The 24,565-nt window shown below is 39.3% G+C and carries 25 protein-coding genes and 3 tRNA genes; 16 read left to right on the top strand and 12 right to left on the bottom strand.

Going from position 1 to position 24,565, the window contains the following annotated elements:
- Positions 1-17: 17 nt before the first annotated feature.
- The 3 genes from BM266_RS15700 to tgt all read right to left on the bottom strand — a co-directional run bounded on the left by BM266_RS15700 (position 18) and on the right by tgt (position 3,280).
- Positions 18-971, bottom strand: coding sequence for an acetyl-CoA carboxylase carboxyltransferase subunit alpha (locus tag BM266_RS15700; protein WP_093411382.1), 954 nt, complete (start codon positions 969-971; stop codon positions 18-20).
- A gap of 100 nt (positions 972-1,071) precedes the next feature.
- Entirely contained in the window at positions 1,072-2,148 is a 1,077-nt protein-coding gene (locus BM266_RS15695; RefSeq protein WP_093411380.1) for an LptF/LptG family permease, read from the bottom strand.
- A gap of 1 nt (position 2,149) precedes the next feature.
- On the bottom strand, positions 2,150-3,280 hold the full coding sequence (gene tgt / locus BM266_RS15690) for a tRNA guanosine(34) transglycosylase Tgt (protein ID WP_093411378.1): 1,131 nt from the start codon (positions 3,278-3,280) through the stop codon (positions 2,150-2,152).
- 174 nt (positions 3,281-3,454) lie between these two features.
- Between tgt and BM266_RS15685 the strand changes: the two genes are divergently transcribed.
- The 3 genes from BM266_RS15685 to BM266_RS15675 all read left to right on the top strand — a co-directional run bounded on the left by BM266_RS15685 (position 3,455) and on the right by BM266_RS15675 (position 6,090).
- Positions 3,455-4,300, top strand: a complete 846-nt coding sequence (locus tag BM266_RS15685; protein ID WP_093411376.1) for a transketolase — start codon at positions 3,455-3,457, stop codon at positions 4,298-4,300.
- Between the two features lie 116 nt (positions 4,301-4,416).
- Positions 4,417-5,370: a transketolase family protein gene (locus BM266_RS15680; RefSeq protein WP_093411375.1), complete on the top strand. Its 954-nt coding sequence runs from the start codon at positions 4,417-4,419 to the stop codon at positions 5,368-5,370.
- Between the two features lie 123 nt (positions 5,371-5,493).
- Entirely contained in the window at positions 5,494-6,090 is a 597-nt protein-coding gene (locus tag BM266_RS15675) for an outer membrane beta-barrel protein (protein ID WP_093411373.1), read from the top strand.
- 73 nt (positions 6,091-6,163) lie between these two features.
- On the opposite strand, the gene BM266_RS15670 is transcribed toward BM266_RS15675, so the two are convergent.
- Positions 6,164-7,066 carry an FKBP-type peptidyl-prolyl cis-trans isomerase gene (locus BM266_RS15670; RefSeq protein ID WP_245760473.1) on the bottom strand — a complete coding sequence of 301 codons (903 nt, stop codon included), beginning with the start codon at positions 7,064-7,066 and terminating at the stop codon, positions 6,164-6,166.
- A gap of 66 nt (positions 7,067-7,132) precedes the next feature.
- Between BM266_RS15670 and BM266_RS15665 the strand changes: the two genes are divergently transcribed.
- The 3 genes from BM266_RS15665 to BM266_RS15655 are packed head-to-tail and all read left to right on the top strand — an operon-like array spanning position 7,133 to position 8,599.
- The gene (locus BM266_RS15665) at positions 7,133-7,525 is read left to right on the top strand and encodes an RNA-binding S4 domain-containing protein (protein ID WP_093411371.1); all 393 of its coding nucleotides are present in this window, start codon (positions 7,133-7,135) and stop codon (positions 7,523-7,525) included.
- On the top strand, positions 7,515-8,102 hold the full coding sequence (locus BM266_RS15660; RefSeq protein ID WP_093411369.1) for a methyltransferase domain-containing protein: 588 nt from the start codon (positions 7,515-7,517) through the stop codon (positions 8,100-8,102). Before BM266_RS15665 ends, BM266_RS15660 begins: the two co-directional genes overlap by 11 nt.
- Positions 8,099-8,599, top strand: coding sequence for a phosphoribosyltransferase family protein (locus tag BM266_RS15655; protein WP_093411368.1), 501 nt, complete (start codon positions 8,099-8,101; stop codon positions 8,597-8,599). Before BM266_RS15660 ends, BM266_RS15655 begins: the two co-directional genes overlap by 4 nt.
- Here the strand turns inward: BM266_RS15655 and BM266_RS15650 are convergent.
- Positions 8,591-9,112 carry a shikimate kinase gene (locus tag BM266_RS15650; RefSeq protein ID WP_093411366.1) on the bottom strand — a complete coding sequence of 174 codons (522 nt, stop codon included), beginning with the start codon at positions 9,110-9,112 and terminating at the stop codon, positions 8,591-8,593. The genes BM266_RS15655 and BM266_RS15650 overlap by 9 nt on opposite strands.
- A 125-nt stretch (positions 9,113-9,237) precedes the next feature.
- Between BM266_RS15650 and BM266_RS15645 the strand changes: the two genes are divergently transcribed.
- The 3 genes from BM266_RS15645 (at position 9,238) to BM266_RS15635 (ending at position 9,848) form a co-directional block, all read left to right on the top strand.
- A tRNA-Lys gene (locus BM266_RS15645) sits at positions 9,238-9,310 on the top strand.
- Positions 9,311-9,429: 119 nt separating this feature from the next.
- A tRNA-Lys gene (locus BM266_RS15640) sits at positions 9,430-9,502 on the top strand.
- Between the two features lie 262 nt (positions 9,503-9,764).
- Positions 9,765-9,848, top strand: a tRNA-Leu gene (locus tag BM266_RS15635).
- 19 nt (positions 9,849-9,867) lie between these two features.
- Here BM266_RS15635 and BM266_RS15630 read toward each other — a convergent pair.
- Both BM266_RS15630 and BM266_RS15625 read right to left on the bottom strand, forming a co-directional pair.
- On the bottom strand, positions 9,868-11,247 hold the full coding sequence (locus BM266_RS15630; protein ID WP_245760472.1) for an aldehyde dehydrogenase: 1,380 nt from the start codon (positions 11,245-11,247) through the stop codon (positions 9,868-9,870).
- A gap of 1 nt (position 11,248) precedes the next feature.
- A complete protein-coding gene (locus BM266_RS15625; RefSeq protein ID WP_093411362.1) occupies positions 11,249-12,055 on the bottom strand; it encodes an SDR family oxidoreductase in 807 nt (268 codons plus the stop codon).
- A 109-nt stretch (positions 12,056-12,164) separates the two neighbouring features.
- Here BM266_RS15625 and BM266_RS15620 point away from each other — a divergent pair, with 109 nt between their 5' ends.
- Genes BM266_RS15620 through BM266_RS15600 form a run of 5 tightly spaced genes read left to right on the top strand, consistent with a single transcriptional unit; the run spans position 12,165 to position 16,974 of the window.
- Entirely contained in the window at positions 12,165-13,058 is an 894-nt protein-coding gene (locus BM266_RS15620) for a MerR family transcriptional regulator (protein ID WP_093411360.1), read from the top strand.
- On the top strand, positions 13,055-14,518 hold the full coding sequence (locus BM266_RS15615; RefSeq protein WP_093411359.1) for a phytoene desaturase family protein: 1,464 nt from the start codon (positions 13,055-13,057) through the stop codon (positions 14,516-14,518). Before BM266_RS15620 ends, BM266_RS15615 begins: the two co-directional genes overlap by 4 nt.
- 2 nt (positions 14,519-14,520) lie before the next feature.
- Entirely contained in the window at positions 14,521-15,360 is an 840-nt protein-coding gene (locus BM266_RS15610) for a phytoene/squalene synthase family protein (protein WP_093411357.1), read from the top strand.
- 1 nt (position 15,361) lies between these two features.
- The gene (locus BM266_RS15605; RefSeq protein WP_093411355.1) at positions 15,362-15,811 is read left to right on the top strand and encodes a sterol desaturase family protein; all 450 of its coding nucleotides are present in this window, start codon (positions 15,362-15,364) and stop codon (positions 15,809-15,811) included.
- A gap of 26 nt (positions 15,812-15,837) precedes the next feature.
- Positions 15,838-16,974, top strand: coding sequence for a lycopene cyclase family protein (locus BM266_RS15600; RefSeq protein WP_093411353.1), 1,137 nt, complete (start codon positions 15,838-15,840; stop codon positions 16,972-16,974).
- Between the two features lie 5 nt (positions 16,975-16,979).
- Here BM266_RS15600 and BM266_RS15595 read toward each other — a convergent pair whose 3' ends face one another.
- The 5 genes from BM266_RS15595 to BM266_RS15575 form a co-directional block, all read right to left on the bottom strand.
- Positions 16,980-17,540 (bottom strand): TlpA family protein disulfide reductase, encoded by a 561-nt coding sequence (locus BM266_RS15595; RefSeq protein ID WP_093411351.1) that lies wholly within the window; start codon positions 17,538-17,540, stop codon positions 16,980-16,982.
- A gap of 118 nt (positions 17,541-17,658) precedes the next feature.
- A complete protein-coding gene (locus tag BM266_RS15590) occupies positions 17,659-19,926 on the bottom strand; it encodes an aconitate hydratase (RefSeq protein WP_093411349.1) in 2,268 nt (755 codons plus the stop codon).
- 202 nt (positions 19,927-20,128) lie between these two features.
- Complete coding sequence (locus BM266_RS15585; RefSeq protein WP_093411347.1) at positions 20,129-21,082, bottom strand: AAA family ATPase; 954 nt, start codon at positions 21,080-21,082, stop codon at positions 20,129-20,131.
- 5 nt (positions 21,083-21,087) lie between these two features.
- Positions 21,088-22,542, bottom strand: a complete 1,455-nt coding sequence (locus tag BM266_RS15580; protein ID WP_093411343.1) for a peptidylprolyl isomerase — start codon at positions 22,540-22,542, stop codon at positions 21,088-21,090.
- A complete protein-coding gene (locus BM266_RS15575) occupies positions 22,505-23,365 on the bottom strand; it encodes a peptidyl-prolyl cis-trans isomerase (protein ID WP_245760471.1) in 861 nt (286 codons plus the stop codon). Before BM266_RS15575 ends, BM266_RS15580 begins: the two co-directional genes overlap by 38 nt.
- Before the next feature lie 303 nt (positions 23,366-23,668).
- On the opposite strand from BM266_RS15575, the gene BM266_RS15570 reads away from it, so the two are divergent.
- Together BM266_RS15570 and BM266_RS15565 are read left to right on the top strand one after the other, a co-directional pair.
- Complete coding sequence (locus BM266_RS15570; protein WP_093411339.1) at positions 23,669-24,193, top strand: OmpH/Skp family outer membrane protein; 525 nt, start codon at positions 23,669-23,671, stop codon at positions 24,191-24,193.
- Between the two features lie 104 nt (positions 24,194-24,297).
- On the top strand, positions 24,298-24,565 hold a 268-nt coding region (locus tag BM266_RS15565), incomplete at its 3' end, for a transposase (RefSeq protein ID WP_139220673.1).

Below are 24,565 nucleotides of genomic sequence, written 5' to 3'. Positions count from 1 at the left end.
TTATGTTATTTAAGGACTCAGCCTTTAAAGACTCCCATATTTAAATATTTGTCCATTCTTTTATCAACAAGTTCGATTGGTGATAAGTTTTTAAACTCATCATAAGAGGAAACAATCGCTTTTTTTACAGTTTCAAAAGTTTCCTCTCTTTGGCTATGTGCGCCCCCAAGAGGTTCCTTTACGATCTCATCAATAAGCTTTTGTTTTTTCATATCGACTGCGGTAAGCTTTAGGGCATCTGCAGCCTGTTCCTTAAACTCCCAGCTCCTCCATAAAATGGAAGAACAGGATTCAGGAGAAATAACCGAATACCAGGTATTTTCCAACATTAGAACTTTATCTCCAACACCAATCCCGAGGGCTCCCCCACTGGCTCCTTCTCCTATAATCACCACAAATACTGGAACTTTAAGACGGGTCATTTCAAAAATATTTCTGGCAATGGCTTCTCCCTGGCCGCGTTCTTCAGCTTCCATCCCGGGATAGGCTCCCGGAGTATCTACGAAGGTTACTACAGGTACACCGAATTTCTCGGCAGACTTCATTAGCCTAAGTGCTTTGCGGTAACCTTCAGGATTGGCCATCCCGAAATTACGGTATTGTCTGGTCTTTGTGTTATAGCCTTTTTGCTGGCCAATAAACATAAAGCTTTGATCATCGATCTTTCCAAGACCACCAATCATCGCCTTATCATCTTTTACATTCCTATCCCCATGAAGTTCCAGGAAAGTATCTCCACAAATAGCATTAATATAATCCAGGGTATATGGCCTGTTGGGGTGTCTTGAAAGTTGCACTCTTTGCCAGGCGGTAAGATTCTTATAGATCTCCTTTTTTTTCTCTTTCAGTTTTTTCTCGAGCTGTTTGCAGGTGGCAGTAACATCAACTTCACTTTCTGAGCCTATATTGCAAGCCTTCTCGTACTGTTCTTCTAACTCTTTAATGGGTAATTCAAAATCTAAATATTCCATAAGTAGTTATGGGTGTTTTTTATTAGCTTACAAATATAACAAACTTTAAAAGGAAGATTTCCTATGATTCATCAATATTTTATCAATGAATTTTACCGGATTATCGCTTAGCTTTAAACAAGAGATAAACAGCTAATATTCCGAAACTTATATTGGGAAACCAGACGGCAATAAGAGGCGGGAAAGCAGATTGCTCAGCCATAGTACCAAATACTTTATCGAAGAAAATAAATACGAAGGCCAGAGTGATTCCCAGAGCAAGGTTTACTCCCATTCCACCCCTCCTTTTTATTGAAGAAACTGCCACAGCAATAATTGTTAAAATAAATGCTGAAACCGGAATACTCCATCTTTTATAGGCTACCACAAGATAGCGATTAATATTCCCCGACCCCCGACGGCGTTCCTTTTCTATAAATTCATTTAGTTCTGTATAGTTGAGGGTCTCAGCGATATAGTTTTCGGGGGTGAGCTCATCAAAATCAAAAGGGAGAATAGTGTCTACCGATGTTTTATGAATAATTTCATCTTCATTTTCCCCAATGATTCGTTTATCAAATACGCTTAAGGTATAGATGGAATCCTTCTCATTATATTTAAGGCGGGAAGCGCTTATTTTGAATTTAAGTTCATTTCCGTCAAAATGCTCCAGAGTAAAATTCCTGGCCGTTTTTGTTTTTGGTTGAAAGTGGCTGGCGTAGATGTATTCATCATCATTAATCTGCCGGTAAACATCACTGGTCTCCTGAGTTTGTGTACCTTTTTTAAGATATTCATATTTAAACTCATTAAAACCCTTACTGGCTTTTGGGGCCAGATACATACTTAGCACAAGAGCCAAACCACAAACAATCGTCGCTCCAATTAAATATGGTCGCAAAAATCTGTAAAAAGAAACACCACTGCTTAAAAAGGCGATAATTTCAGTATTATTGGCCAGCTTGGAAGTAAACCAGATAACCGATAAAAAGAGGAATAATGGAAAGAGCAGATTGGCGAAATAAATTGTAAAATCAAGGTAATAAAAGGCAACCTCAATAAACGGCACTTCATTTTCAAGGATCTTATCGATCTTCTCAGCAAGGTTTACCGTTATTCCAATAGGTATAAATAGCAACAACATCAGGAAAAAAGTTCCCAGATACCGCTTCAGTATGTACCAGTCAAGGATCTTCAATTTATAAACGTTTATCCATTTGTTTTACCATTTTATCCTTCCAGGGCGTGAAATCCCCTGCTAAGATATGCTTTCTGGCCTCTCTCACCAACCAGAGATAAAAACCGAGATTATGGATAGTAGCAATTTGCTTGCCAAGCATTTCATTGACTGTAAACAGGTGCCTCAGGTAGGCTTTAGAATATTCTGAATCTACCCAGGTAATATCCATATCATCTATAGGAGAAAAATCGTCTCCCCACTTTTTGTTCTTAATGTTTATGGTGCCATGAGCTGTAAAGAGCATCCCATTTCTCGCATTCCGCGTAGGCATAACACAATCGAACATATCAATTCCCAAGGCTATATTTTCCAGGATATTTATAGGAGTACCCACACCCATAAGGTAGCGGGGTTTATCTTCAGGTAGAATCTTGGTAACAACCTCGGTCATCGCATACATTTCTTCTGCAGGTTCTCCAACTGATAAGCCTCCAATAGCATTACCTTCAGCTCCAACTGAAGCGATATATTCGGCTGATTGTTCCCTAAGGTCTTTATATGTACTCCCCTGAACAATTGGAAATAAGGTTTGATTAAACCCATACATAGGTTCAACTTTATCCAGGTGAGTCACACATCTATCCAGCCAGCGATGCGTCATATGCATAGAGCGCTTAGCATAACGGTAATCACAGGGATAAGGTGTGCACTCATCAAAGGCCATAATAATATCGGCGCCAATTGCCCGCTGAATTTCCATTACATTTTCAGGAGTAAAAGTATGGGAAGATCCATCTATATGAGATTTAAATTTTACGCCTTCTTCCTTTATCTTTCTTCTTGCAGATAAGGAATATACCTGGTAACCACCACTATCGGTAAGGATATTACGATCCCAGTTCATAAACTTATGAAGACCGCCAGCTTTCTTTAAAATTTCAGTCTGGGGTCTTAAATAAAGGTGATAGGTATTACCTAAAATTATATCGGGATTAATATCCTCCTTTAGTTCTCTCTGGTGCACTCCTTTTACTGAGGCCACCGTCCCAACCGGCATAAAAATAGGGGTTTCAATTTTGCCGTGATTAGTAGTGATTGTTCCTGCACGGGCTTTACTACCAGCATCGGTAGCCAATAAATCAAATTTCATAGTCTTAATTAAATCGCTGCAAAGATACTCAACTAAAAATCAAATTGAAGCCGCTTAAAAAGCTAAATTGTTAGTTACTTGAGTCTCAAAGTTAATAACTGGGCTTTCGGGGCTTTGTCAAAGCTATTTAAAAGCCTATTTTTGTGGCCATTATTTAAACAACACAAAACTATAATGTCAGACATTCAGGAATTAAAAGACTTTGCCACGCAGGTACGCAGAGATATTTTAAGACAGGTACACAAAGTTAATTCGGGACATCCCGGAGGTTCTTTAGGCTGTACCGAATTTTTCACAGCGCTTTACAAAGAGGTAATGCATCACAATACCAGTTTTGATATGGACGGTAAGGAGGAGGACCTATTCTTCCTTTCCAACGGCCACATCTCCCCGGTATTTTACAGTGTGCTTGCTCGCACCGGATATTTCCCGGTTGATGAACTCAACACTTTCAGACTTATCGACTCCCGTTTGCAGGGTCACCCAACCACCCATGAAGGTCTACCCGGTATACGCGTAGCTTCAGGTTCACTAGGTCAGGGTATGTCTGTTGCGATTGGTGCTGCCGAAGCCAAAAAATTAAACAAGGACAAACACCTTGTATATTCCCTTCACGGGGATGGAGAACTTCAGGAAGGCCAAAACTGGGAAGCGATTATGTATGCAGCAGCCAATAAGATAGACAATCTTATTGCTACCGTAGATCTTAATGGGCAGCAGATTGACGGCAGTACCGAAACTGTACTTCCAATGGGTAATCTCAAAAAGAAGTTTGAAGCTTTTGGCTGGGATGTCCTTGAAATAGAAGACGGCAATGATATGGAACAGGTAATAGACGGCCTGAAAGAAGCTAAAACACATACCGGAAAAGGAAAGCCGGTTTGTATTTTAATGACCACTGTTATGGGTAACGGGGTAGATTTTATGATGCATACTCACGCATGGCACGGAAAAGCTCCAAATGACGAGCAGCTTGAAAAAGCGCTTGCACAAAATCCTGAAACTTTAGGAGATTATTAAAACACCCTCCTAACCTCCCTTAAAGGGAGGAATATTATAGGAATGAAAAAAATAAATATTAATAATTTAAAATAACCTCAGCTCCCCTCCTTCGGAGGGGGTGGGGGAGGCTTATTATGAAAAAATATACAGATACAGGAAAAAAAGATACCCGTTCAGGTTTTGGAGATGGACTTACTGAATTGGGAAGGAAAAATCCAAATGTTGTAGCCCTTTGTGCCGATCTTGTAGGTTCACTTAAAATGCAGGATTTCATAGACGAAAACCCGGAACGTTTTTTCCAGGTAGGAATCGCTGAAGCTAACATGATTGGTATTGCTGCGGGATTAACCATTGGAGGTAAAATTCCTTTTGCCGGCACCTTCGCTAACTTTGCTACCGGAAGGGTATACGATCAAATAAGACAGAGTGTGGCCTATTCAGGAAAAAATGTGAAGATATGCGCCAGTCACTCAGGGGTGACCCTTGGAGAAGATGGCGCCACTCACCAAATTCTGGAAGATATCGGATTGATGAAAATGTTACCCGGAATGACGGTGATCAACACCTGTGATTACAACCAGACCAAAGCTGCCACTATCGCCATTGCAGATCATGACGGCCCGGTTTATCTCAGATTCGGAAGACCGAAAGTAGCCAACTTTACTCCTGAAGATCAGAAATTCGAAATTGGAAAAGCCGTAAAATTATATGGAGGTAACGATGTTACCATTATCGCAACCGGCCACTTGGTATGGGAAGCGCTTCAGGCTGCTGAAAAACTTTCAGAAAAAGGAATAAGTGCAGAAGTGATAAATATCCACACCATCAAACCTCTGGATGAAGATGCTATCATAAAATCGGTTAAGAAAACCGGATGTGTGGTTACTGCAGAAGAGCATAACTTCCTTGGTGGACTTGGAGAAAGTGTGGCGAGAACTTTAGCTGAAAACAATCCTGCACCACAAGAATTTGTAGCCACCCAGGATACTTTTGGAGAAAGCGGTACACCGGAACAATTAATGGATAAATACGGGCTTAATGCCGAAGCTATTATTAAGGCTTCAGAAAAAGTTTTAAGCCGAAAATAAACTTTTATTATACAGTTATTTAGAAGCCTTTCAGCAGTATTTCTGAAAGGCTTTTTTTATTTATTCAGAATAAACGGCATCGTTTATGCGTTATTAAATCTCTAACTTAAAAATTGAAATAATATGAAAAAGTTAATAATTATTGCCGTGTTACTAACCGGTACAAGTATAATGGCCCAGGAAGCCGAGTTTGGAATTAAGGGAGGATTAAACTACGGTGCTTCCGGAGATTTTGAAAATGTAAATGAAGGTGCCGAAGATTTTCGCTCGTCTTTTGAAGAAGGAGAGAACAAAACCGGTTTCCACATAGGAGCTTACAGCAAATTTGGAATTTTAGGATTTTTTATTCAGCCGGAATTAATGTATACAAGTCTCACTACTGAATATGAATCTTTTGATTATAAACTGAACAAAATAGATGCTCCGGTTTTAGTTGGAGTAAACGTACTGGGACCTTTAAATATAAAAGCGGGCCCTTCCTTCCAATATATTTTAAACAATGAACTGGAGGAAACTTCTTTAGAGATTGGGGAAGTAGAAAATGATATCACTATTGGTTATCAATTAGGCGCCGGGTTAAATATAGGCCGTCTCGGCTTTGACTTGCGTTATGAAAATGCCTTTAGCGAAAACACTGCTTTTGTTGAAACGGCTTCAGAGAGATTTTCTCTGGATTCCAGACCTTCCCAGTGGATATTAAGTGCCTCTTATTCTTTTTAGATTTAGAACAGAGAGGAAAATATCAAATTAAAAAAGCCCCGATTCGGGGCTTTTTTAATAAATTTTATTTCTTCTAGAAGGTATCTGGATCCAGATAGTCCGGAGTTCCATTTCCGTTCGTATCAGGGAATTCCAAGCTTCCATCTTCGTTTATTATAATTTCATCCCGGGTTGGAGTTCCATCCCCGTCATCATCGCTATCGGCAAAATTGGGAGTTTCGTCTTCATCTGTATCGTCATTTCTAAGGTCTCCATCATTATCAAGGTCTTCCATCCAGCTGGGAATGCCGTCACCATCGTGGTCGGCCTCATTTACCTTCAGAAGATTAAAGCTGAAAATAAGCGGACTATAAGCAGGAATCTTAGCCTGTGAATTAGAAAAATATCCCAATCCAGAAGGCATGAACACGGCACCCACACCATAATCGTTATTAAAGCTTACCGTATTATCTGCATTTACAGTATATCCTGAAGCTCCCTTAAATTCGATAACTCCTTGGGTAAAACCATCAATCAATGATATCTGATCAAACCAGACCGGAGTTTTTGCATTATCAAAAGTAGAACGGTCAAGCAATTCACCGCGGTAGGTTACCAGGGTCGAATCGGCAAAAGTTGGTTGTTCCCCAACCCCTTCTCTCACTTTAAGGACATATATATTATAATCTACATCATCCCGACTATAAGTTTTTTGAATAAGTTTTTCAGATTCTATTATTGGGGTTTTATCGGCGTTATCTCCTGCAATAGTATCAAAGCGCACTAAATAATCAAAATCTTCATCAGGGCTTTCAAAATCCTCATAATTATAAAAATGGGTTTCCAGGTATTCGCTTAAAGCTTGATCATCTTCCAGGGCCTGCTCCCCTTTATCTCTCTCGGGAATCTCTTCAACTTGGTCATCATCATCACTACAGGAAACCAGGGCCATACTTAAAACAATACCCGTTAAAAATAAATATTTCAATTTCATCATTCTTCTATTTTGGGCCGCAAGATACAATATTCTTGTATTTTTGCTTAAGGTTTAAACCGCAGTTTTATGAGGATTGATAAGTTTTTATGGTGTGTACGATATTTTAAAACGCGAAGCCTTGCCACGCATGCCTGTAAGCAGGGAAAAGTAAAAATGGAAGACGGCAATGTAAAGGCCTCCAGGGAGGTTTTCCCCACCGATAAGATAAGCGTACGCAAAAACCAGATTGATTACCAGATTGAAGTTCTTGACATCCCGACAAGCCGTGTTGGGGCTAAACTGGTGAATTTATATGTTAACGATGTAACCCCAAAAGAGGCCTTTGAAAAACTGGAACTACTGAAGTATTCCAAGGATTACTACCGGAAGAAAGGCACCGGCCGCCCCACGAAAAAAGATCGCCGTGATATAGACGAATGGTTTGATAACACTGACCCCTCAACTCCCGATGAAAAATAACCTGGACGCTAGTTTCTGGAAAGAACGCTACAAGAAAGGAAAAACAGGCTGGGATATAGGGCAAGTATCTACTCCGCTAAAGGCGTATATTGATCAGCTTACCAACAAGAAATTGAAAATTCTTATTCCCGGAGCAGGGAATTCCTGGGAAGCCGAATACCTTTTTCAAAAAGGATTCAGGAATGTTTTTGTGGCCGATCTTATTAAGGAACCTCTTGAGAATTTTTCTAAACGCTGTCCCAGCTTTCCCAGAGAACAAATTCTGCACACGGATTTTTTTGAGATCGAAGACCAGTTCGACCTCATCCTGGAACAAACTTTTTTTTGTGCGCTTCCGGTACAAAAAAGACTCGATTATGCCAGGCAATGTTATAATCTCTTAAAGGATAACGGGAAAGTTGCCGGAGTACTTTTCAATTTTAAATTGACCGAAAACGGGCCTCCTTTTGGTGGCAGTAAAAATGAATATTTAACGTATTTTAGCGAGTACTTTAAAATTGAAATCCTGGAGCCGTGTTATAATTCTATAAAACCACGTCAGGGAAATGAACTCTTTTTCAAATTCAAGAAACTATGAAAAAAGGTGTATTGATCTTAAACCACGAACAAATTCAGCATAAAATAAAGCGTATTGCCTACCAGGTTTATGAAAGCAACCTGGAAGAAGAAGAAATCGTCCTGGCCGGAATTTCCAAAAACGGCTATGAATTCGCCCAGCGATTAAAAACCTGGTTAGAAAAAATCTCACCTTTAAAGATAAGTCTTTGTGAGGTGAAGATCGACAAGAAAAATCCACTAAGCAAAATAATAACCTCCCTGGAAGAATCTGATTATAAGGATAAATCGGTGATTCTGGCAGATGACGTGCTGAATTCAGGAACCACCCTAATTTATGGGGTTAAGCACTTTCTCGAGGTTCCTTTAAAACAATTCAAAACAGCTGTAATGGTTGACAGGAATCACAAGAAATATCCGGTTAAGGCCGATTTTAAAGGGATATCACTTTCAACATCAATTCACGAAACAGTTACGCTGACTTTCGAGAAAGGAAATAACAAAGCAGAGCTATTTTAATTTCTCCATTATTTCATTTAAAATATCTTCAGGTTCAGCATTATCCACATTAACGATAATATCTGATTGGTGGTAATAGTAACCCCTTTCAAACATATGTTTTCTAATAAATTCCTCCAGGGCTTCCCGGGTTTCAAGATGGCTGATTACGGGTCTGTGAATTTTCTCCGGAAACAATCGACGGGTTAATTCTTCTACTGAAGCCTTTAGATAAATAATTTTTGAATTTGGAGTTTCCTTGATAAGTTCAAGATTCTTCCCGTAACAAGGAGTTCCGCCACCCAGGGAAACCACCAGGTCTGAATGATCCTCCAGCACATCTTTAAGAACTTTAGTTTCCAGTTTACGGAAATAAAGTTCTCCTTTTTCACCAAAAATATCATGGATACTGTTTCCTTCCATTACTTCGATCTGATCATCAAGATCAAGAAAATCATGGTTTAATCGTTTTGCAAGTTGCTTTCCTAAAAGGGATTTTCCGGAGCCCATATATCCGGCAAGAAATATTTTCATAGTATAATTTACTCGTTTTTAGATGAATTGAAAACAATTGCAAATTTATGTGATTTTAGTCTTGAAAAATAAATTAATGCGTGTATATTTGCACCCGCATTCGCAAAACGACGTTTGCCCTAATTGATCTGGTAGCTCAGTTGGTAGAGCATCTCCCTTTTAAGGAGAGGGTCCTGGGTTCGAGCCCCAGCCAGATCACTTTTTGAAATTATGACCGTGTTGGGCGAGAAGTTTATCCTGAGAAAGCCGTTAGGCGAAGTCGAAGGAAGCCTCAACCAAATCACAAAAATTAGTTCTTTTTACAGACGCAAAAACCAGATCTGGTAGCTCAGTTGGTAGAGCATCTCCCTTTTAAGGAGAGGGTCCTGGGTTCGAGCCCCAGCCAGATCACATAAAGAAGTTCAGATTTTGTTGGGCGAGAAGCCTGTCCCGATTGTAGCGATAGCGGAATATCGGGAAGCCCCAGCCAGATCACTTTTTGAAATAATGATTATGTTGGGATATCCTGAGCAAGCCATTAGGCGAAGTCGAAGGAAGCCCGGCCAGATCACATTTTTAAGTGGGAACTCAAATCACTTATTAAGTTCAGAATCCTTTTGGAATTCAATTTACTGAAACCCTATTGAAAGTTCGATTTTCGAATCCTGCTTTTGCCCGGGTGCTGGAACTGGTAGACAGGCATGGTTGAGGGCCATGTGTCCATTAGGGCGTGCGGGTTCGACTCCCGCTCCGGGCACACTTTTCATTCTTATTATTCACCCCAGTATTTTCTTTATAACACCAAAAAACCGGTAAGGCGGATATTTTAAGCTTAAATCTATTAATGTAGATGAGCTCACAACTCCTCTTTCATGACTAAAAGCCAGGAAGCTTTTATAACCGTGATAATTCCCCATACCACTATGCCCCACTCCACCAAAAGGCATTTTATGATTCGCTATATGTAATAAAGTATCATTTATACAAGCTCCCCCCGAACTTGTTTTATTAAGAACGTCCTTCGCTTTTCTTTTACCTCCAAAATAATATAATGCCAGGGGTTTTCTGTTTTCATTTATGAATGAAATGGCTTTGGAAGTATCTTCAAATTCCATTACCGGAAGAATTGGTCCGAATATCTCTTCCTGCATTATTTCATCATCAGGACTTACCTTATCCAGAATTGTAGGAGCTATGAATCTGGTCTCCGCATCAGATTCTCCTCCATGGTAAACATCTTTAGCATCTAAACACCCGGTAAGCCTCTCGAAAGCATTATCGGTTATAATTCTTGCGTAGTGATTACTGTCCTTTATTTTTTCACCATACATACCTTTCAAGGCTTCCACTATCTTTTTCAGTAATTCTTCTTTAATCGAATTATGAACTAAAAGATAATCGGGAGCGATACAGGTTTGGCCTGCATTAATTGTTTTTCCCCAAGCAATGCGTTTTGCCGCAAGATCAAGGTTAGCATCCTTATCTACTATACATGGGCTTTTCCCACCGAGCTCCAGCACTACCTTACTCAGATGTTCAGCCGCTGCTTTCATCACTATTTTTCCAACTCTGGAGCTACCTGTGAAGAAGATAATATCGAATGGAAATTCAAACAGCGCCTGATTGGTTTCTTTTCCACCCTGCACCAGGCTAATATATTCTGAAGAAAAATATTCTTTGATCATGGCCTCCATAACCCGGGAAGTATTTGGAGAATCGGGAGAAGGTTTTAAAACCGCACAACAACCTGAAGAAATCGCACCAACAAGCGGATTAAGACAAAGTTGGAAGGGATAGTTCCAGGGAGAAATAATAAGGCTTACGCCTAGAGGTTCATACAGAACTTTTGAACTGGAGGGAAAGAGCACCAATGGAGATGACACTTTCTTGGGCCTGGCCCAGCCTTTAAGTTTTTTAAGATGGAAATCTATTTCCTGTAAAACGATACTCACCTCGGTTAAAAACGCTTCTTCCCTACTTTTATTAAGATCTTTGGCCAGGGCATTGTAAATGCGATCTTCATAGCTCAAGACAGCCTTTTTGAGTATTTTTAGTTGTTCGATTCTAAAAGACACTTCTTTAGTACGGTGAGTTCCAAAAAATTCTTTTTGACTTTTAAAAATTGCTCCAATTTTAGTTCCTGATGTTTCTTCCATGCTATTTATTATTTCTTCCTTTAAAATCATCCATAGTTTTATAAATACCTAAAACCTTCCCCACAAACCAGTCATAAAACCATATGGGAAACAGTCCCTGGGAAAATCTCACAAACCGCATACTCCAGGGCATACTCAAGAAAATCCGGTTTTTCTCAATAGCTTTTATAACTTTGGCAGCTACCTTTTCTTGCTTTAAAATAGGAATAAAAGATTTCACACCGTCAAACATTCCTGTGTTGATATAATAGGGAGTTACAGTGGTTACGCCCACTCCGGTTTTCAAAGCCGTCATTTCAAGCCTCAAACTATCAGACCAACCGGTACAGGCCCATTTGCTTCCGGCATATATCGCCATTTTTGGGTTCGAAACCAATCCTGCTGAAGATGCTATATTGCAAATATGCCCAAACTTCCTGGAGATCATTTCGGGTAAAAACTTCTGGGTAAGATGCATTGGCGCAATGGCATTAACAGCCATGGTCTTATTGATCGCTTCGGGAGTAGATTCGTGAAAATTGCCTCCATACACAATTCCGGCATTATTGATCAGGATATCCACAGGACCGATTTCATCCTGAATTTTAGACGCAAGTTCTTTTACTTTCTGCTCATCAGTAATATCAATTTCAAAAGTATGCACCTCGCCAATAGCCGTCAGCTCTTCCAGTGTCTCTCTAAGCTTAATGCTATCAAGATCCCAAATGATTAATTTTCCTCCTTTTTCCAGCACCTTCCTTCCCATTAATCTACCTATACCTGAAGCCCCACCAGTGATTAGTACTCGCCTGGATTTAATTTTGGTCATATTCTAAAGATTTTTGTTTAATTATTTAACTACTAAATTAAACAATTTAACATTTTGATAATTCATTTCAATTCTATTATTCTGTAGATTTGCCTATCTTTAAAATACTATGGAATTAATTAAACAGAACTTTAGCATAAAAGACCTTGAAAATTTAACTGGAATCAAGGCCCATACCATAAGAATTTGGGAAAAAAGATACAATATTCTCAATCCCGATCGCACAGCTACTAATATAAGAACTTATGATAGTTCTAACCTTCAGAAGCTTCTCAATATTTCCTTTCTTAATGAACATGGCTATAAGATTTCCCGCATTTCTAAATTAAATGATGAGGAAATCAATAAGATGGTTAAAAATATAAATGCAAAGGCCAGTAATGAAAACAGAGCCTTGAATGCGCTTAAACTTTCCATGATAAATTTTGATGAAGAGCTTTTCAATACCACATATGAAGGCCTTCGAAAAGATAAAAGTTTCAGAGAAGTATTCCATCAGGTTTTTCTTCCGTTTTTGGGAAATATAGGAATGCTGTGGCAAACCTATACCATTAAACCTATACACGAGCACTTTATAGTAGATCTTATAAAGCAAAAGATCTATCTCCACCTTGCCGAGATCAAAAAGACCAATAAACCAACCAGAGACCGACTCTATGTACTCTTCCTTCCTGAGAATGAAATTCATGACATTGGCATAATATACCTATACTATGAATTGATCTACAATCATAGAAATGCGATCTACCTGGGTCCAAGCCTTCCGCTCTCAGACCTGAGTTATCTCATGGAACGCCATGAGGACATTTGTTTTTTGAGCTATTTCACCACTTCCCCAGTAAATATTAACACGTTTATAAAGGAATTTGAAAAACAGGTTTGCCGGAAAAAGAATTATGAACTCCTTTTATTCGGGCAAAAATTAAAAGAAGTGGATACCCAAAACTTCCCGCCATTCATCAAAAAATTCGATAATCTCAACCAGTTTCTTCTGAGTCTATGAAAAAAACAGTTTCTATAATTGGTTCGGGCTTTGCCTCCCTTGCCGCTGCCTGCTATTTGGCACGGGATGGCTATGAGGTGGAGATTTTTGAAAAAAACAAAACAATTGGTGGCCGCGCCAGGCAATTAAAAAAAGAAGGTTTTACTTTCGATATTGGTCCAACCTGGTACTGGATGCCCGATGTTTTTGAGCGTTTTTTCGCCGATTTCGGAAAAACTCCTGCTGATTTCTATGAGCTCGAGAAACTCAATCCGGCCTATAAGGTTTTCTTCGGAAAAGAGGACAGCATAACTATTGAAGATACGCTGGAAAAGATCTACAAAGCCTTTGAAACAGAGGAAGCCGGCAGTGCAGCAAAGCTGGAAAGATTCATCGATGAGGCTCTGGATAATTATAATATTGCAATTAAAGACCTGGTTTATCGCCCGGGAGTTTCTCCTTTGGAATTAGTGACACCAGCCACAGCAAAGAAACTCGGGAGTTTTTTCAGCACGATCTCAAAGGAAGTCCGAAAGGAGTTTAAAAATCCCAAATTAATTCAGATCCTGGAATTTCCGGTTCTATTCCTTGGAGCTAAAGCCAGCAATACTCCGGCATTTTACAGCTTTATGAATTACGCCGATTTCGGCCTGGGCACCTGGCACCCAAAAGGGGGTATGTATAAAGTAATTGAAGGAATGGAGCAACTCGCCCGCTCTCTGGGAGTTAAAATAAATACCAGTGCGCCTGCGGAAAAAATCTTTGTAAAAAACAATACGGCGACAGGAATCCTGGTTAACGGGGAACGCATAAAGAGTGATTACATTTTAAGCGGAGCCGATTATCACCATACAGAAACCCTTTTACCAAAAGACAACAGGCAGTATCCTGAATCCTACTGGGAGAAAAAAACATTCGCACCCTCTTCCCTGTTATTCTATGTAGGATTTGATAAAAAACTGGCCAACATCACCCATCACAGTCTCTTTTTTGACACCGATTTCGAAAAGCATGCCCGTGCTATTTACGATGAAGCCAAATGGCCCGAAGATCCTCTTTTTTATGCGAGTTTTCCTTCAGTAACCGATGCATCAGCGGCGCCGAAAGGCAAAGAAACCGGAATATTCTTAATTCCCCTTGCCCCCGATGTAGAGGATTCCGAAGAAATAAGAGAAAAATATTTCCAAAAGATCATTTCCAGGTTTGAGGAGATTACTCAACAAAAAGTAATCGATCATATTTTGTTCCGGGAATCTTTTTGCGTGTTGGATTTCAAAAAAGAATATAATTCATATAAAGGAAACGCTTACGGCCTTGCCAATACGCTCTTTCAAACAGCCTTTTTAAGACCTAAATTAAAAAGTAGAAAGGTTCATAACCTGTTTTTCACCGGTCAGTTAACTGTTCCCGGCCCTGGAGTACCACCTTCGCTTATTTCAGGAAAGCTTGTTGCGGGCCTTATTCAAAATTCAAAAAAATAGCTATGAAAACAATCTTTGACACCCTTTCCCACACCTGCAGTAAGTGCGTGACTCACGCCTATAGTACTTCTTTTTCTACGGCCACCCGAATGCTGGCACCTTCCATAAGACAGGATGTTTACAACATTTATGGTTTTGTGCGACTGGCAGATGAGATCGTAGATAGTTTTCACGATTATGATAAAGAAAGACTTTTTAAGGATTTTGAACGGGACCTCCATCTCGCTATTGAAAACAAAATAAGCCTTAATCCAATCCTCAACGCTTTCCAGGAAACGGCACACAAATACAATATAGAAGCTTCTCTTTACAATGCTTTTATGAAAAGTATGCAGCAGGACCTTTATAAAACAGAATATAAAAGTTTTGACGATTACAAGGAATACATCTACGGAAGTGCAGATGTTGTTGGACTCATGTGTCTTAAAGTCTTTGTTAAAGGTGACCCTGCAAAGTTTGAGGCTTTAAAAGATTCAGCAATGAGCCTGGGTTCTGCCTTTCAAAAGGTGAATTTCCTAAGGGATCTGAAAGCAGATTACGAAGACCTAAGCCGGAGCTACTTCCCACACACCAACCTGGCACAGCTGGATGAAGCGGGAAAAAAACAAATAATTGATGAAATAGACAGCGATTTCAGGAAAGGTTATGAGGGTATTGCTAAATTACCAGTAGAAGCAAAATTCGGAGTTTATACAGCATTTATTTATTATAAGAAGTTGCTTCATAAACTGAAGAAAACACCACCCATGGAAATAAAAAACCGTCGAATAAGAGTTTCTGATTATCAGAAGGTAGGTTTGCTGGCAAAATCGTATATTTCGTATAGATTAAATTTACTCTAAAATGAGCATATTACTCTGGATAGCAGTTTTTCTGGGCACTTTTATTTTTATGGAAGGAATGGCCTGGTTTACCCATAAATATATTATGCATGGGGTCTTATGGTCATTACATAAAGATCATCATCACAAAGATCACAGTCATTGGTGGGAAAGAAATGACCTGTTTTTTATCTTTTATGCTTTGGTAAGTATAGGTTTTTTCCTCTTGTGGAGATATGAAGATGTTTGGTTTGGCCTGCCTGTAGGTCTTGGGATCCTGGCTTACGGAATCACCTATTTCACAGTTCACGATATCTTTATTCATCAGCGTTTTAAGATTTTTAGAAATGCGAATAACCGTTTTGCTAAAGGCATAAGACGGGCTCACAAAATGCACCATAAGCACTTGGGCAAAGAGGATGGAGAATGTTTTGGGATGTTGTGGGTACCTTTTAAATATTTTAAAAAATAACTTACACTTTTGGTCGTTACATTGCTATGCAGGTACCTAAATATTTTTATGTAATTGTAGGAGGAGGACTCGCAGGATTGCAGCTTGCCCGGCAACTTAGCCGGGATATTTTTTTTAAAGGAAAACAGATTGCGGTAATAGATCCGGATTTTGAAACCCCCACCAAGACCTGGTGTTTCTGGGAAAAAGGCAAAGGCCAATGGGACGACCTGGTTTCCAAAACCTGGAAAAATGGTCGGTTTATAACTTCAGAACTGAATAAAAAGCTGGAGTTGGAGCCCTACCAGTATAAAATGATAAAAGCCAAAGATTTTTACAGGGAAATCCTTCAGGAGCTGGAAGCATCAAACGACATAAAATTGATTCGGGATGAAATTTCAGAAATAGATCCGGTTACCCGGGAAGCTTCAGGGAAGTTGAATAATTATTCCGCAACCCATTTTTTCGACAGCCGTGTGGATCCTGAATATCTTGAAGAAGGAAAACATACTTTAATCTATCAGCATTTTAAGGGTTGGGAAATTGAAACTCCGGAGCCCGTTTTTTCTCCCGAAGAATTTACGATGATGGATTATCGTCTGAAGTATAAAGATACTACAGCTTTCACTTATGTTTTACCGGTTTCAAAAACCAAAGCACTTATAGAATTCACTTTCTTCACTCCGTTTTTAACCGAAGATGCGGTCTATGATAAAATGCTTAAGCGTTACCTTGGAGAAATCCTGAAACTAAAAGATTATAATATAAAAACAACTGAAACAGGGATCATTCCGATGACAGACTTTCCTTTTGAAGAAGGAAACACTTCAAATATAACAAAGATAGGAACCGGCGGGGGTTGGGTAAAAGCTTCAACCGGTTATTCCTTCATAAATACGCAAAAGAGAGTTAGTAAAATTGTTGAAAATCTCAAAAGCGGAAAACCTCCCGGGGAAAGCCTCATCAATAAAAAATTCAAAAGATATGATGGAATATTTCTCGACGTACTAGCCAATAATAATGAGAAAGGGGAAGAGATCTTCACAAAATTCTACACCAAAAATACTCCCGAAGAGATCTTTAGCTATCTGGATGAAGAGACCACTTTTTCCGAAGATCTAAAAATCATGATGTCGCTTTACAGCTTTGATTTCATCAAATCTTTTTTCAGAAAAAACTTTTAAAAGGCTTATTCGGTTATTAATTCATCCAGCTTGTTTCTCAATTTCTGACTATTCCAGTCGGCGGCTCCAATTTTTCTAATAATGATTTCTCCATCTTTATCGATAAGATAAGTAGTAGGAAGAGAGTAACCATCCATAGGTTTAGGATCTTCCGAAAGCATCCGGTAACTGGGGATGTCGTAATCTTTTGAATTGAGAAACTTTTGCGTGGTGGTATGTTCTTCTCCTGAAACGAAATAGAAGTCTACCTTATCCTTATAATCTTCATATAAAGCCTGGAAGCTTGGCATCTCGGCAATACAGGGCGGACACCAAGTAGCCCAGTAATTAACGATTACCACTTCGCCTTCAGAATCTGAGAAATTAACTCTCTCTCTCTCACTGTTTTCAAGAATCCAATTATAATCGGCAAGTTTCTCCCGATCTTCCTCATCGGTAACCGAGGGGCTGAAAGAAAACACTTTATTTACGAATATTTGAATGGGCTTACGGGTTTGGGGAATTATGAGAATAAGAATCAATACTATAAATATAATATTGGACCATTGATTTTTGAAAAATTTCATATAATAAATTTCAGGTTTAGACGAGAAACAAAGGTAAACTTAACAAACTGATTTTGGGTAAAAAAAATCCCGCCTGAGATACGGCGGGATTCTATCATTTATAATAAACCTTATTTAATTATGCAACATTCTGCTTTTTGATCAGGTTTAGAGCCGAACCATGCTTATACCATTCTATTTGAGAATTGTTATAAGTATGATTAGCTTTTATAGTATCCTTGCTGCCATCGGCGTGAACCACTTCAATAGTGATTTGCTTATTTGGAGCAAAGTCTTTCAAATCTATAAGGTTAAAGGTATCATCTTCCTGAATAAGGTCATAATCACTTTCATTATCAAAGGTCACCCCAAGCAAACCTTGTTTTTTAAGGTTTGTCTCGTGAATTCGGGCAAAAGATTTAACCAGTACTACTTTCACTCCAAGGTGACGTGGCTCCATAGCCGCGTGCTCTCTGGATGAACCTTCTCCATAGTTATGGTCTCCAACCACGACAGTAGGCACTCCGGCTTTTTTGTATTCACGCTGTACGCTAGGCACACCATCATACTCACCGGTTAGTTGGTTCTTAACGAAATTGGTTTTCTTATTAAAAGCATTGATGGCCCCAATAAGCATATTATTGGAAATATTATCAAGGTGACCACGGTATCTTAACCAGGGTCCAGCCATTGAAATATGGTCGGTGGTACATTTTCCAAATGCTTTTATAAGTAATTTGGCTCCGGTAAGGTTTTTACCATCCCAGGGCTCAAAAGGAGTCAACAATTCTAAACGTTCACTATCTTCAGCTACTTTTACTTCAACAGAATTTCCGTCCTCTTTTGGTGGTATATAACCTGCATCTTCAACAGCGAAACCTTTTTCTGGTAATTCTATTCCTTTTGGCTCGTCCAGCATCACTTCCTCTCCATCTTCGTTGATAAGTTTATCACGGGTTGGATCGAAATCGAGACGACCTGAGATAGCAATAGCGGCAACCATTTCTGGTGAACCTACAAAAGCGTGTGTATTTGGGTTACCATCGGCACGTTTAGAGAAGTTACGGTTAAAAGAATGCACAATGGTATTCTTTTCCTCTCCTTTACGGTCACTTCGGTCCCACTGGCCAATACAAGGTCCACAGGCATTGGTAAAAATAGTTGCGTCAAGATCTTCAAAGATTTGCAACAATCCGTCACGTTCGGCGGTGAATCTAATTTGCTCTGATCCCGGATTAATCCCGAAATCTGATTTGGCTTTAATCTTCTTATCCACAGCCTGCTTGGCAATTGAAGCTGCCCGGGTAAGATCTTCATAAGAAGAGTTGGTACAGGAACCAATAAGTCCCCAGTCTACATTTATAGGCCAGTCATTTTCTTTGGCTTTAACCTCCATTTCAGAAATTGGAGTGGCAAGATCCGGAGTAAAAGGTCCGTTAAGATGCGGTTTTAACTCTGAAAGGTTGATCTCGATTAGTTCATCGAAATATTGCTCAGGGTTAGCATACACTTCATCATCTCCTGTTAAGTGCTCTCTTACCTGGTTAGCCGCATCTGCAACATCAGCACGGTCAGTAGCTTTTAAGTAACGCTCCATTGAATCGTCGTAACCAAAAGTAGAAGTTGTGGCTCCTACCTCAGCCCCCATATTACAAATAGTTCCTTTTCCGGTAGCCGACATTGAGCGGGCTCCTTCTCCAAAATATTCTATAATAGCTCCGGTTCCACCTTTAACGGTAAGAATTCCGGCTACTTTCAAGATCACATCTTTAGCTGAGGTCCATCCGGAAAGTTTTCCGGTTAGCTTCACCCCTATAAGTTTTGGGAATTTAAGTTCCCAGGCCATCCCGGCCATTACATCAACGGCATCGGCACCACCAACACCTATAGCGACCATTCCAAGACCACCAGCATTTACGGTGTGCGAATCTGTACCGATCATCATTCCACCGGGGAAAGCATAATTTTCAAGAACCACCTGGTGGATTATCCCTGCTCCCGGTTTCCAAAAACCGATTCCGTATTTATTAGAAACCGATTCCAAAAATTCGAAAACTTCGTGACTTGATTTATTGGCAGCCTGCAAATCTATAACGGCACCCATTTTAGCCTGGATAAGGTGATCACAATGCACAGTTGTTGGAACTGCTACTTCTTTTTTCCCGGCTTGCATGAATTGCAGCAAAGCCATTTGCGCAGTTGCATCCTGGCAGGCAATCCTGTCTGGAGCAAAATCTACATAATCTTTTCCTCTTTGGTAAGCTTCTTTTACTTCGCCATCCCACAAGTGAGAATAAAGGATTTTTTCTGAAAGGGTTAAAGGTTTTCCAACCACCTCGCGTGCTTGATTCACACGCTCGGGCAATTGGCTGTACACCTTTTTGATCATATCAATATCGAATGCCATATTTGTTATTTTTAAGTTCTAAAAAGTCTCGCAAATTTACGGAATTCAAGCGGATTTTAAAAATTAGAACCTAATATCGAAATTACTTGAAAATAATTCAATTATCTTTAAATTTTAGGAGATAAAATTATCGAATATTTAAATTAATAATAGGAATTTACGATATTGACAATGGAGATTTCTTCTCCAGGAAAGAAATTTTCTAAAATAATTCGGTAATTATTTTCTCTTCGGAAATGCCTTCTGCTTCAGCCTTGTAATTTTTTATAATTCTATGGCGTAAGATACCAATGGCCACTTTTTGAACGTCTTCAATATCAGGAGAAAATTTCCCGTTAACTGCGGCATTAGCCTTAGCTGCAAGTATTAAATTTTGAGAAGCTCTCGGTCCTGCACCCCAATCCAGATAATTTTTAACCAATTCCGGAGCACCTTCGGCCAAGGGCCGGGTTTTTCCTACAAGCTTAACCGCATATTCCACTACATTATCGGCTACGGGAATCCTTCTTATAAGATGTTGTATCTGGATAATTTCTTCAGCATTGAACAAGGCATCAACTTCCACCTCCTCATCAGAAGTGGTATTCTTTACTACATTTACCTCTTCTTCAAAACTGGGATATTCCAGATTGATAGCAAACATAAACCGGTCTAGTTGTGCTTCGGGTAAGGGATAGGTTCCCTCCTGCTCGATGGGGTTTTGAGTAGCAAGTACGAAATATGGCTTCGACAGCTTATAATGATGACCGGCCACGGTTACAGCTCTCTCCTGCATTGCCTCCAGTAAAGCGGCCTGTGTTTTTGGTGGGGTTCTGTTTATCTCATCGGCGAGGATGATATTTGCAAAGATTGGACCTTTGATAAATTTAAAATTACGGTTTTCATCCAGGATCTCGGCTCCCAAAATATCACTTGGCATCAAATCTGGGGTAAACTGAATTCGCTTAAAATCAAGCCCGAGAGTTTTGGCTATGGTGTTAACCATTAAAGTCTTTGCCAGTCCCGGCACCCCTATTAACAAAGAATGCCCTCCGGAGAAAACGGAGAGCAAAATTTGGTCTATTACTTTTTCCTGTCCAACGATAATCCTGGCAATTTCTTTTTTTAATTGCCGGTTTTTTTCAACCAGTTTCTCTACCAGGGCAACGTCAGACATCTTTTTTAATTTTTAAGCCAGTTACTGCTGTACTCGCAATCGCGGTATTCACCACTAATCTTCACGTAAGTCTCATCGATCTTCGACTTCTGCCATTCCTCAATAGCTTCCATCTGTTTGTCACGTAGAGCAAGCTCCTTGATTTTCATATAATCTGAAGAATAATTAGCCTCATGCTCCGGAATTCTTTTAGTCACTTTTATCAGCTTAAAGGTTGGGCGCCCGGTGCGGTCCTGTTCGGTTAACCTACGGGATAATTCACCTTCCTGCAATTCCCCAATCTGGTCGTAAAGTTTTGGATCTACTTTGGAAAGTTCGAAACGAGTATCTCCCGTTTGTGGGTTCATAAGACGCCCGCCATCATTTCTGGTTTCTTCTTCATCTGAAAATTCTCTGGCAGCTTCAGCAAAATCCAGTACTCCTTCATTTACTCTCTTACGAATACTGTCTATCTCACTTTTCGCCTTTTCTACAGACTGATTATTCACATCAGGAATAAGCAAAATATGACGAAGATCAACGGTTTGACCACGTATACGGTCTACCTGGATGATATGGAATCCAAATTCAGTTTCAAAAGGTTCACTCACCTCTCCTTGCTGAAGGCTGAAAGCTACATCCTTGAATTCCTGTACAAAATTATCTTTTCGGGAAAGACTTATTTGTCCTCCATTACTGGCGCTTCCCGGATCCTGACTATATAATATAGCTTTAGTACCAAAATTTGCATCGTTATCTTCAACATCGGCCTTAAACTCGTTAAGACGTGAGATTACTTTATTCTTTTCTGATTCGGGTATTTCAGGTCTTATCACGATTTGAGCAAGCTCCACCTCTTCTCCAAACATTGGAAGTTGATCTTCAGGAATATTATCGAAGTATTCTCTCACTTCTTCAGGAGTGATCTCTACATCTTCAATGATACGCTGCTGCATACGGCTGGCAAGTTGTCTTTCCTTGTTAAGCTCGTACAACTCACTGCGAAACTCCTCTTCGGTATCTTTCTTATAGAATTCAAGCACCTTTTCCATAGAGCCTACCTGATTTACCATTTGACCAATTTGCTGGTCGATATAATTATTGATTTCAGCATCCATAATTATAATACTATCCTGAATGGCGTGGTGTGCATAAAGCTTGTTTTCCATAAGGGAACCTGCCAACTGACAGTCAGTAATTCCTGCGGTAGACATACCCTGACTTTGCATATCTTTATACATAAGCTGAACATCGCTTTCCAGCACAATAAAATCTCCAATTACGGCGGCGATTCCATCTACTTTTTTACGTTTAAAGTCACCATCTTCATCAGTATTTTGCGCCAATTCTTGTTCAGGTTGGATGGCAGTACTATCTGTCACTATAATCTCCTGGGCAGAAGTATTCAGACTAAAAAATAATCCGAAAATGAATACGGAAACCTTAGTAGTAAATCTCAAATTGATTGTTTTTAATTGCATCTTTTGTAATTTCTTTTTCAAGTTCTTTTGTAAGATCAAGCTTTCTTTTATTCAGCAAGATCTGTTTTATCGAGGACCGGGCATATCCTAAAGGGGCCTGTTCATTCTTCTCCAACACATCGTTAACATAGATCAAATATACGCTTAAAGAATCTTCAAGCTGAAGAAAATTAGAAGATTTAAGCAAGTCTGACCGGTCTTCTGTGCTTAAAGGTTCTATTTTTTCATAAACCGATTTGGTTTTAACCCAAACCGAATCATTAAAGGAATAATTTTTAAACTGAAGCGCAATTTTATCAAGTTCCTGCCTGTCTTCTTCATTAAACCGTTCAAACCAGGTCTTGATCTGTTGAATGTTATTAAGGTTTTTATCAAGGTTTATATACCTTAATTTCACCAAATCTTCCCTTAATTTAAAGTTTTCTTTATTTTCATCATAATAAGTTTCAAGCTCTGTCTCGCTAAAGCTGGTGTCCATATTCTTTCTGGCCAGGGCTTCAGTATAGGCATTGGTGTAAAGTTCGTTTCGGTAATTCTCCACCAGATCGTTAAATTCTTTCTGTTGTTCTTCAGAAAGATTAAGCCGGGCCCGGTCTATGATCAATTGTTGGGTAGCCCAGCGAGTAATATAAGTAGATACGATCAGGCTGCTGTCTTCGGGACTGGTGTCTTCATTAAGAAGGGCATTAATATCTTCTTCATAAAGGTAAGAATCATTAACCCGCACCACCACCTTTCGTTCGTCGGTTTCTTCAAATAAATTACAGGCTGTCATCCCAAAGGTTAACAGAATAATTATTAAAAATCGATGTATACTTTTCAATACTTTTTTGGTTAAGGCAAGCAATTTATATACCAATCACAAACAGCTACTCCTGTGCCTTTTACATGAGAGCAAAAATAAGAATTCCTTTAGGTTCTACAAGCTAAACCAAAAACGATTATTCCATTCGGAAATTATTATTCCTTTTAATTAAATTCTGAAACATTCTGATTAAGATTTTTATCAATTCAGAATAGAAAAAGTCTTATAAAGTTTCACCTGATACTTTTTTACTGTTTTTATTAAATAAAAACTGTGATTAAACCGATTGTGCGGTTATATTTGCCAAAAATTTATTCAATTATGAAAAAAATATCCTTATTAATTGCTTTTGTATTTATAGGCCACATCGTCAATGCCCAAACGAAAACGGGAACTATTGATGCAGATTATATACTTGCCCAAATGCCTGCTATGGAAGAAGTAAATCTTGGATTACAAGATTATAACACCGAGATGCAGGAAGATCTTCAGGAAACCATCAAGGAATATGAAAGCCTGGTCGAGGTATACCAGAAAGACCGGGAAACTTTAACAGAAGAGGAAAGAGCCGAAAAAGAAAATGAAATAATCGGTCTTGAGAATGATATTAAAGGTTTTCGCCAGCGAGCTTCTGTAATGATGCAGATGCGCAAAAACGAACTTACCAAGCCCCTTTATGATGAGATCAATCAGGCGATGCAACAGGTTATCCAGGAAGACGGCTACACCCAGATTTTTCACGCCAATGGTAACAGCTTAGCCTTTGCCGATGAACGCTATGATATTACCGAAAAAGTCCTGGAAAAATTAGGCATAGATCTTAGTGACGTTCAGGAGGAAGAATAAACTTAAACTTATACTTATACTTATACTTATATCAAAACAAAAGAGGCTGTCTAAAAAGGCAGCCTCTTTTTTGTATAATTAAGTGATCATGTTTATTTTTAAGCATGAGCAGCAAAGTAGTATTCAAGACTTACCAACAGGACCAGTTAAGTCTTCTTCCTCCCAGTTATGATGATTTAGTTCCCAAGAATCATCCCGTACGAATAGTAAATACAATTATTGATCATATAGACATCTCTGCTTTGGAGAAGAGCTATAAAGGTGGTGGCACTTCAAGCTATCATCCGCGGATGCTTCTCAAAGTTGTTATCTATGCCTATTTACGCAACATTTATTCTTCCCGAAAAATTGAACAAGCCCTGCGGGAGAATG

This window comes from Salegentibacter flavus, from assembly GCF_900115145.1.
Taxonomy (GTDB): domain Bacteria; phylum Bacteroidota; class Bacteroidia; order Flavobacteriales; family Flavobacteriaceae; genus Salegentibacter; species Salegentibacter flavus.
The sequence above is the reverse complement of the archived record's forward strand: the minus strand, read 5'-3'. Positions and strand labels throughout refer to the sequence as shown.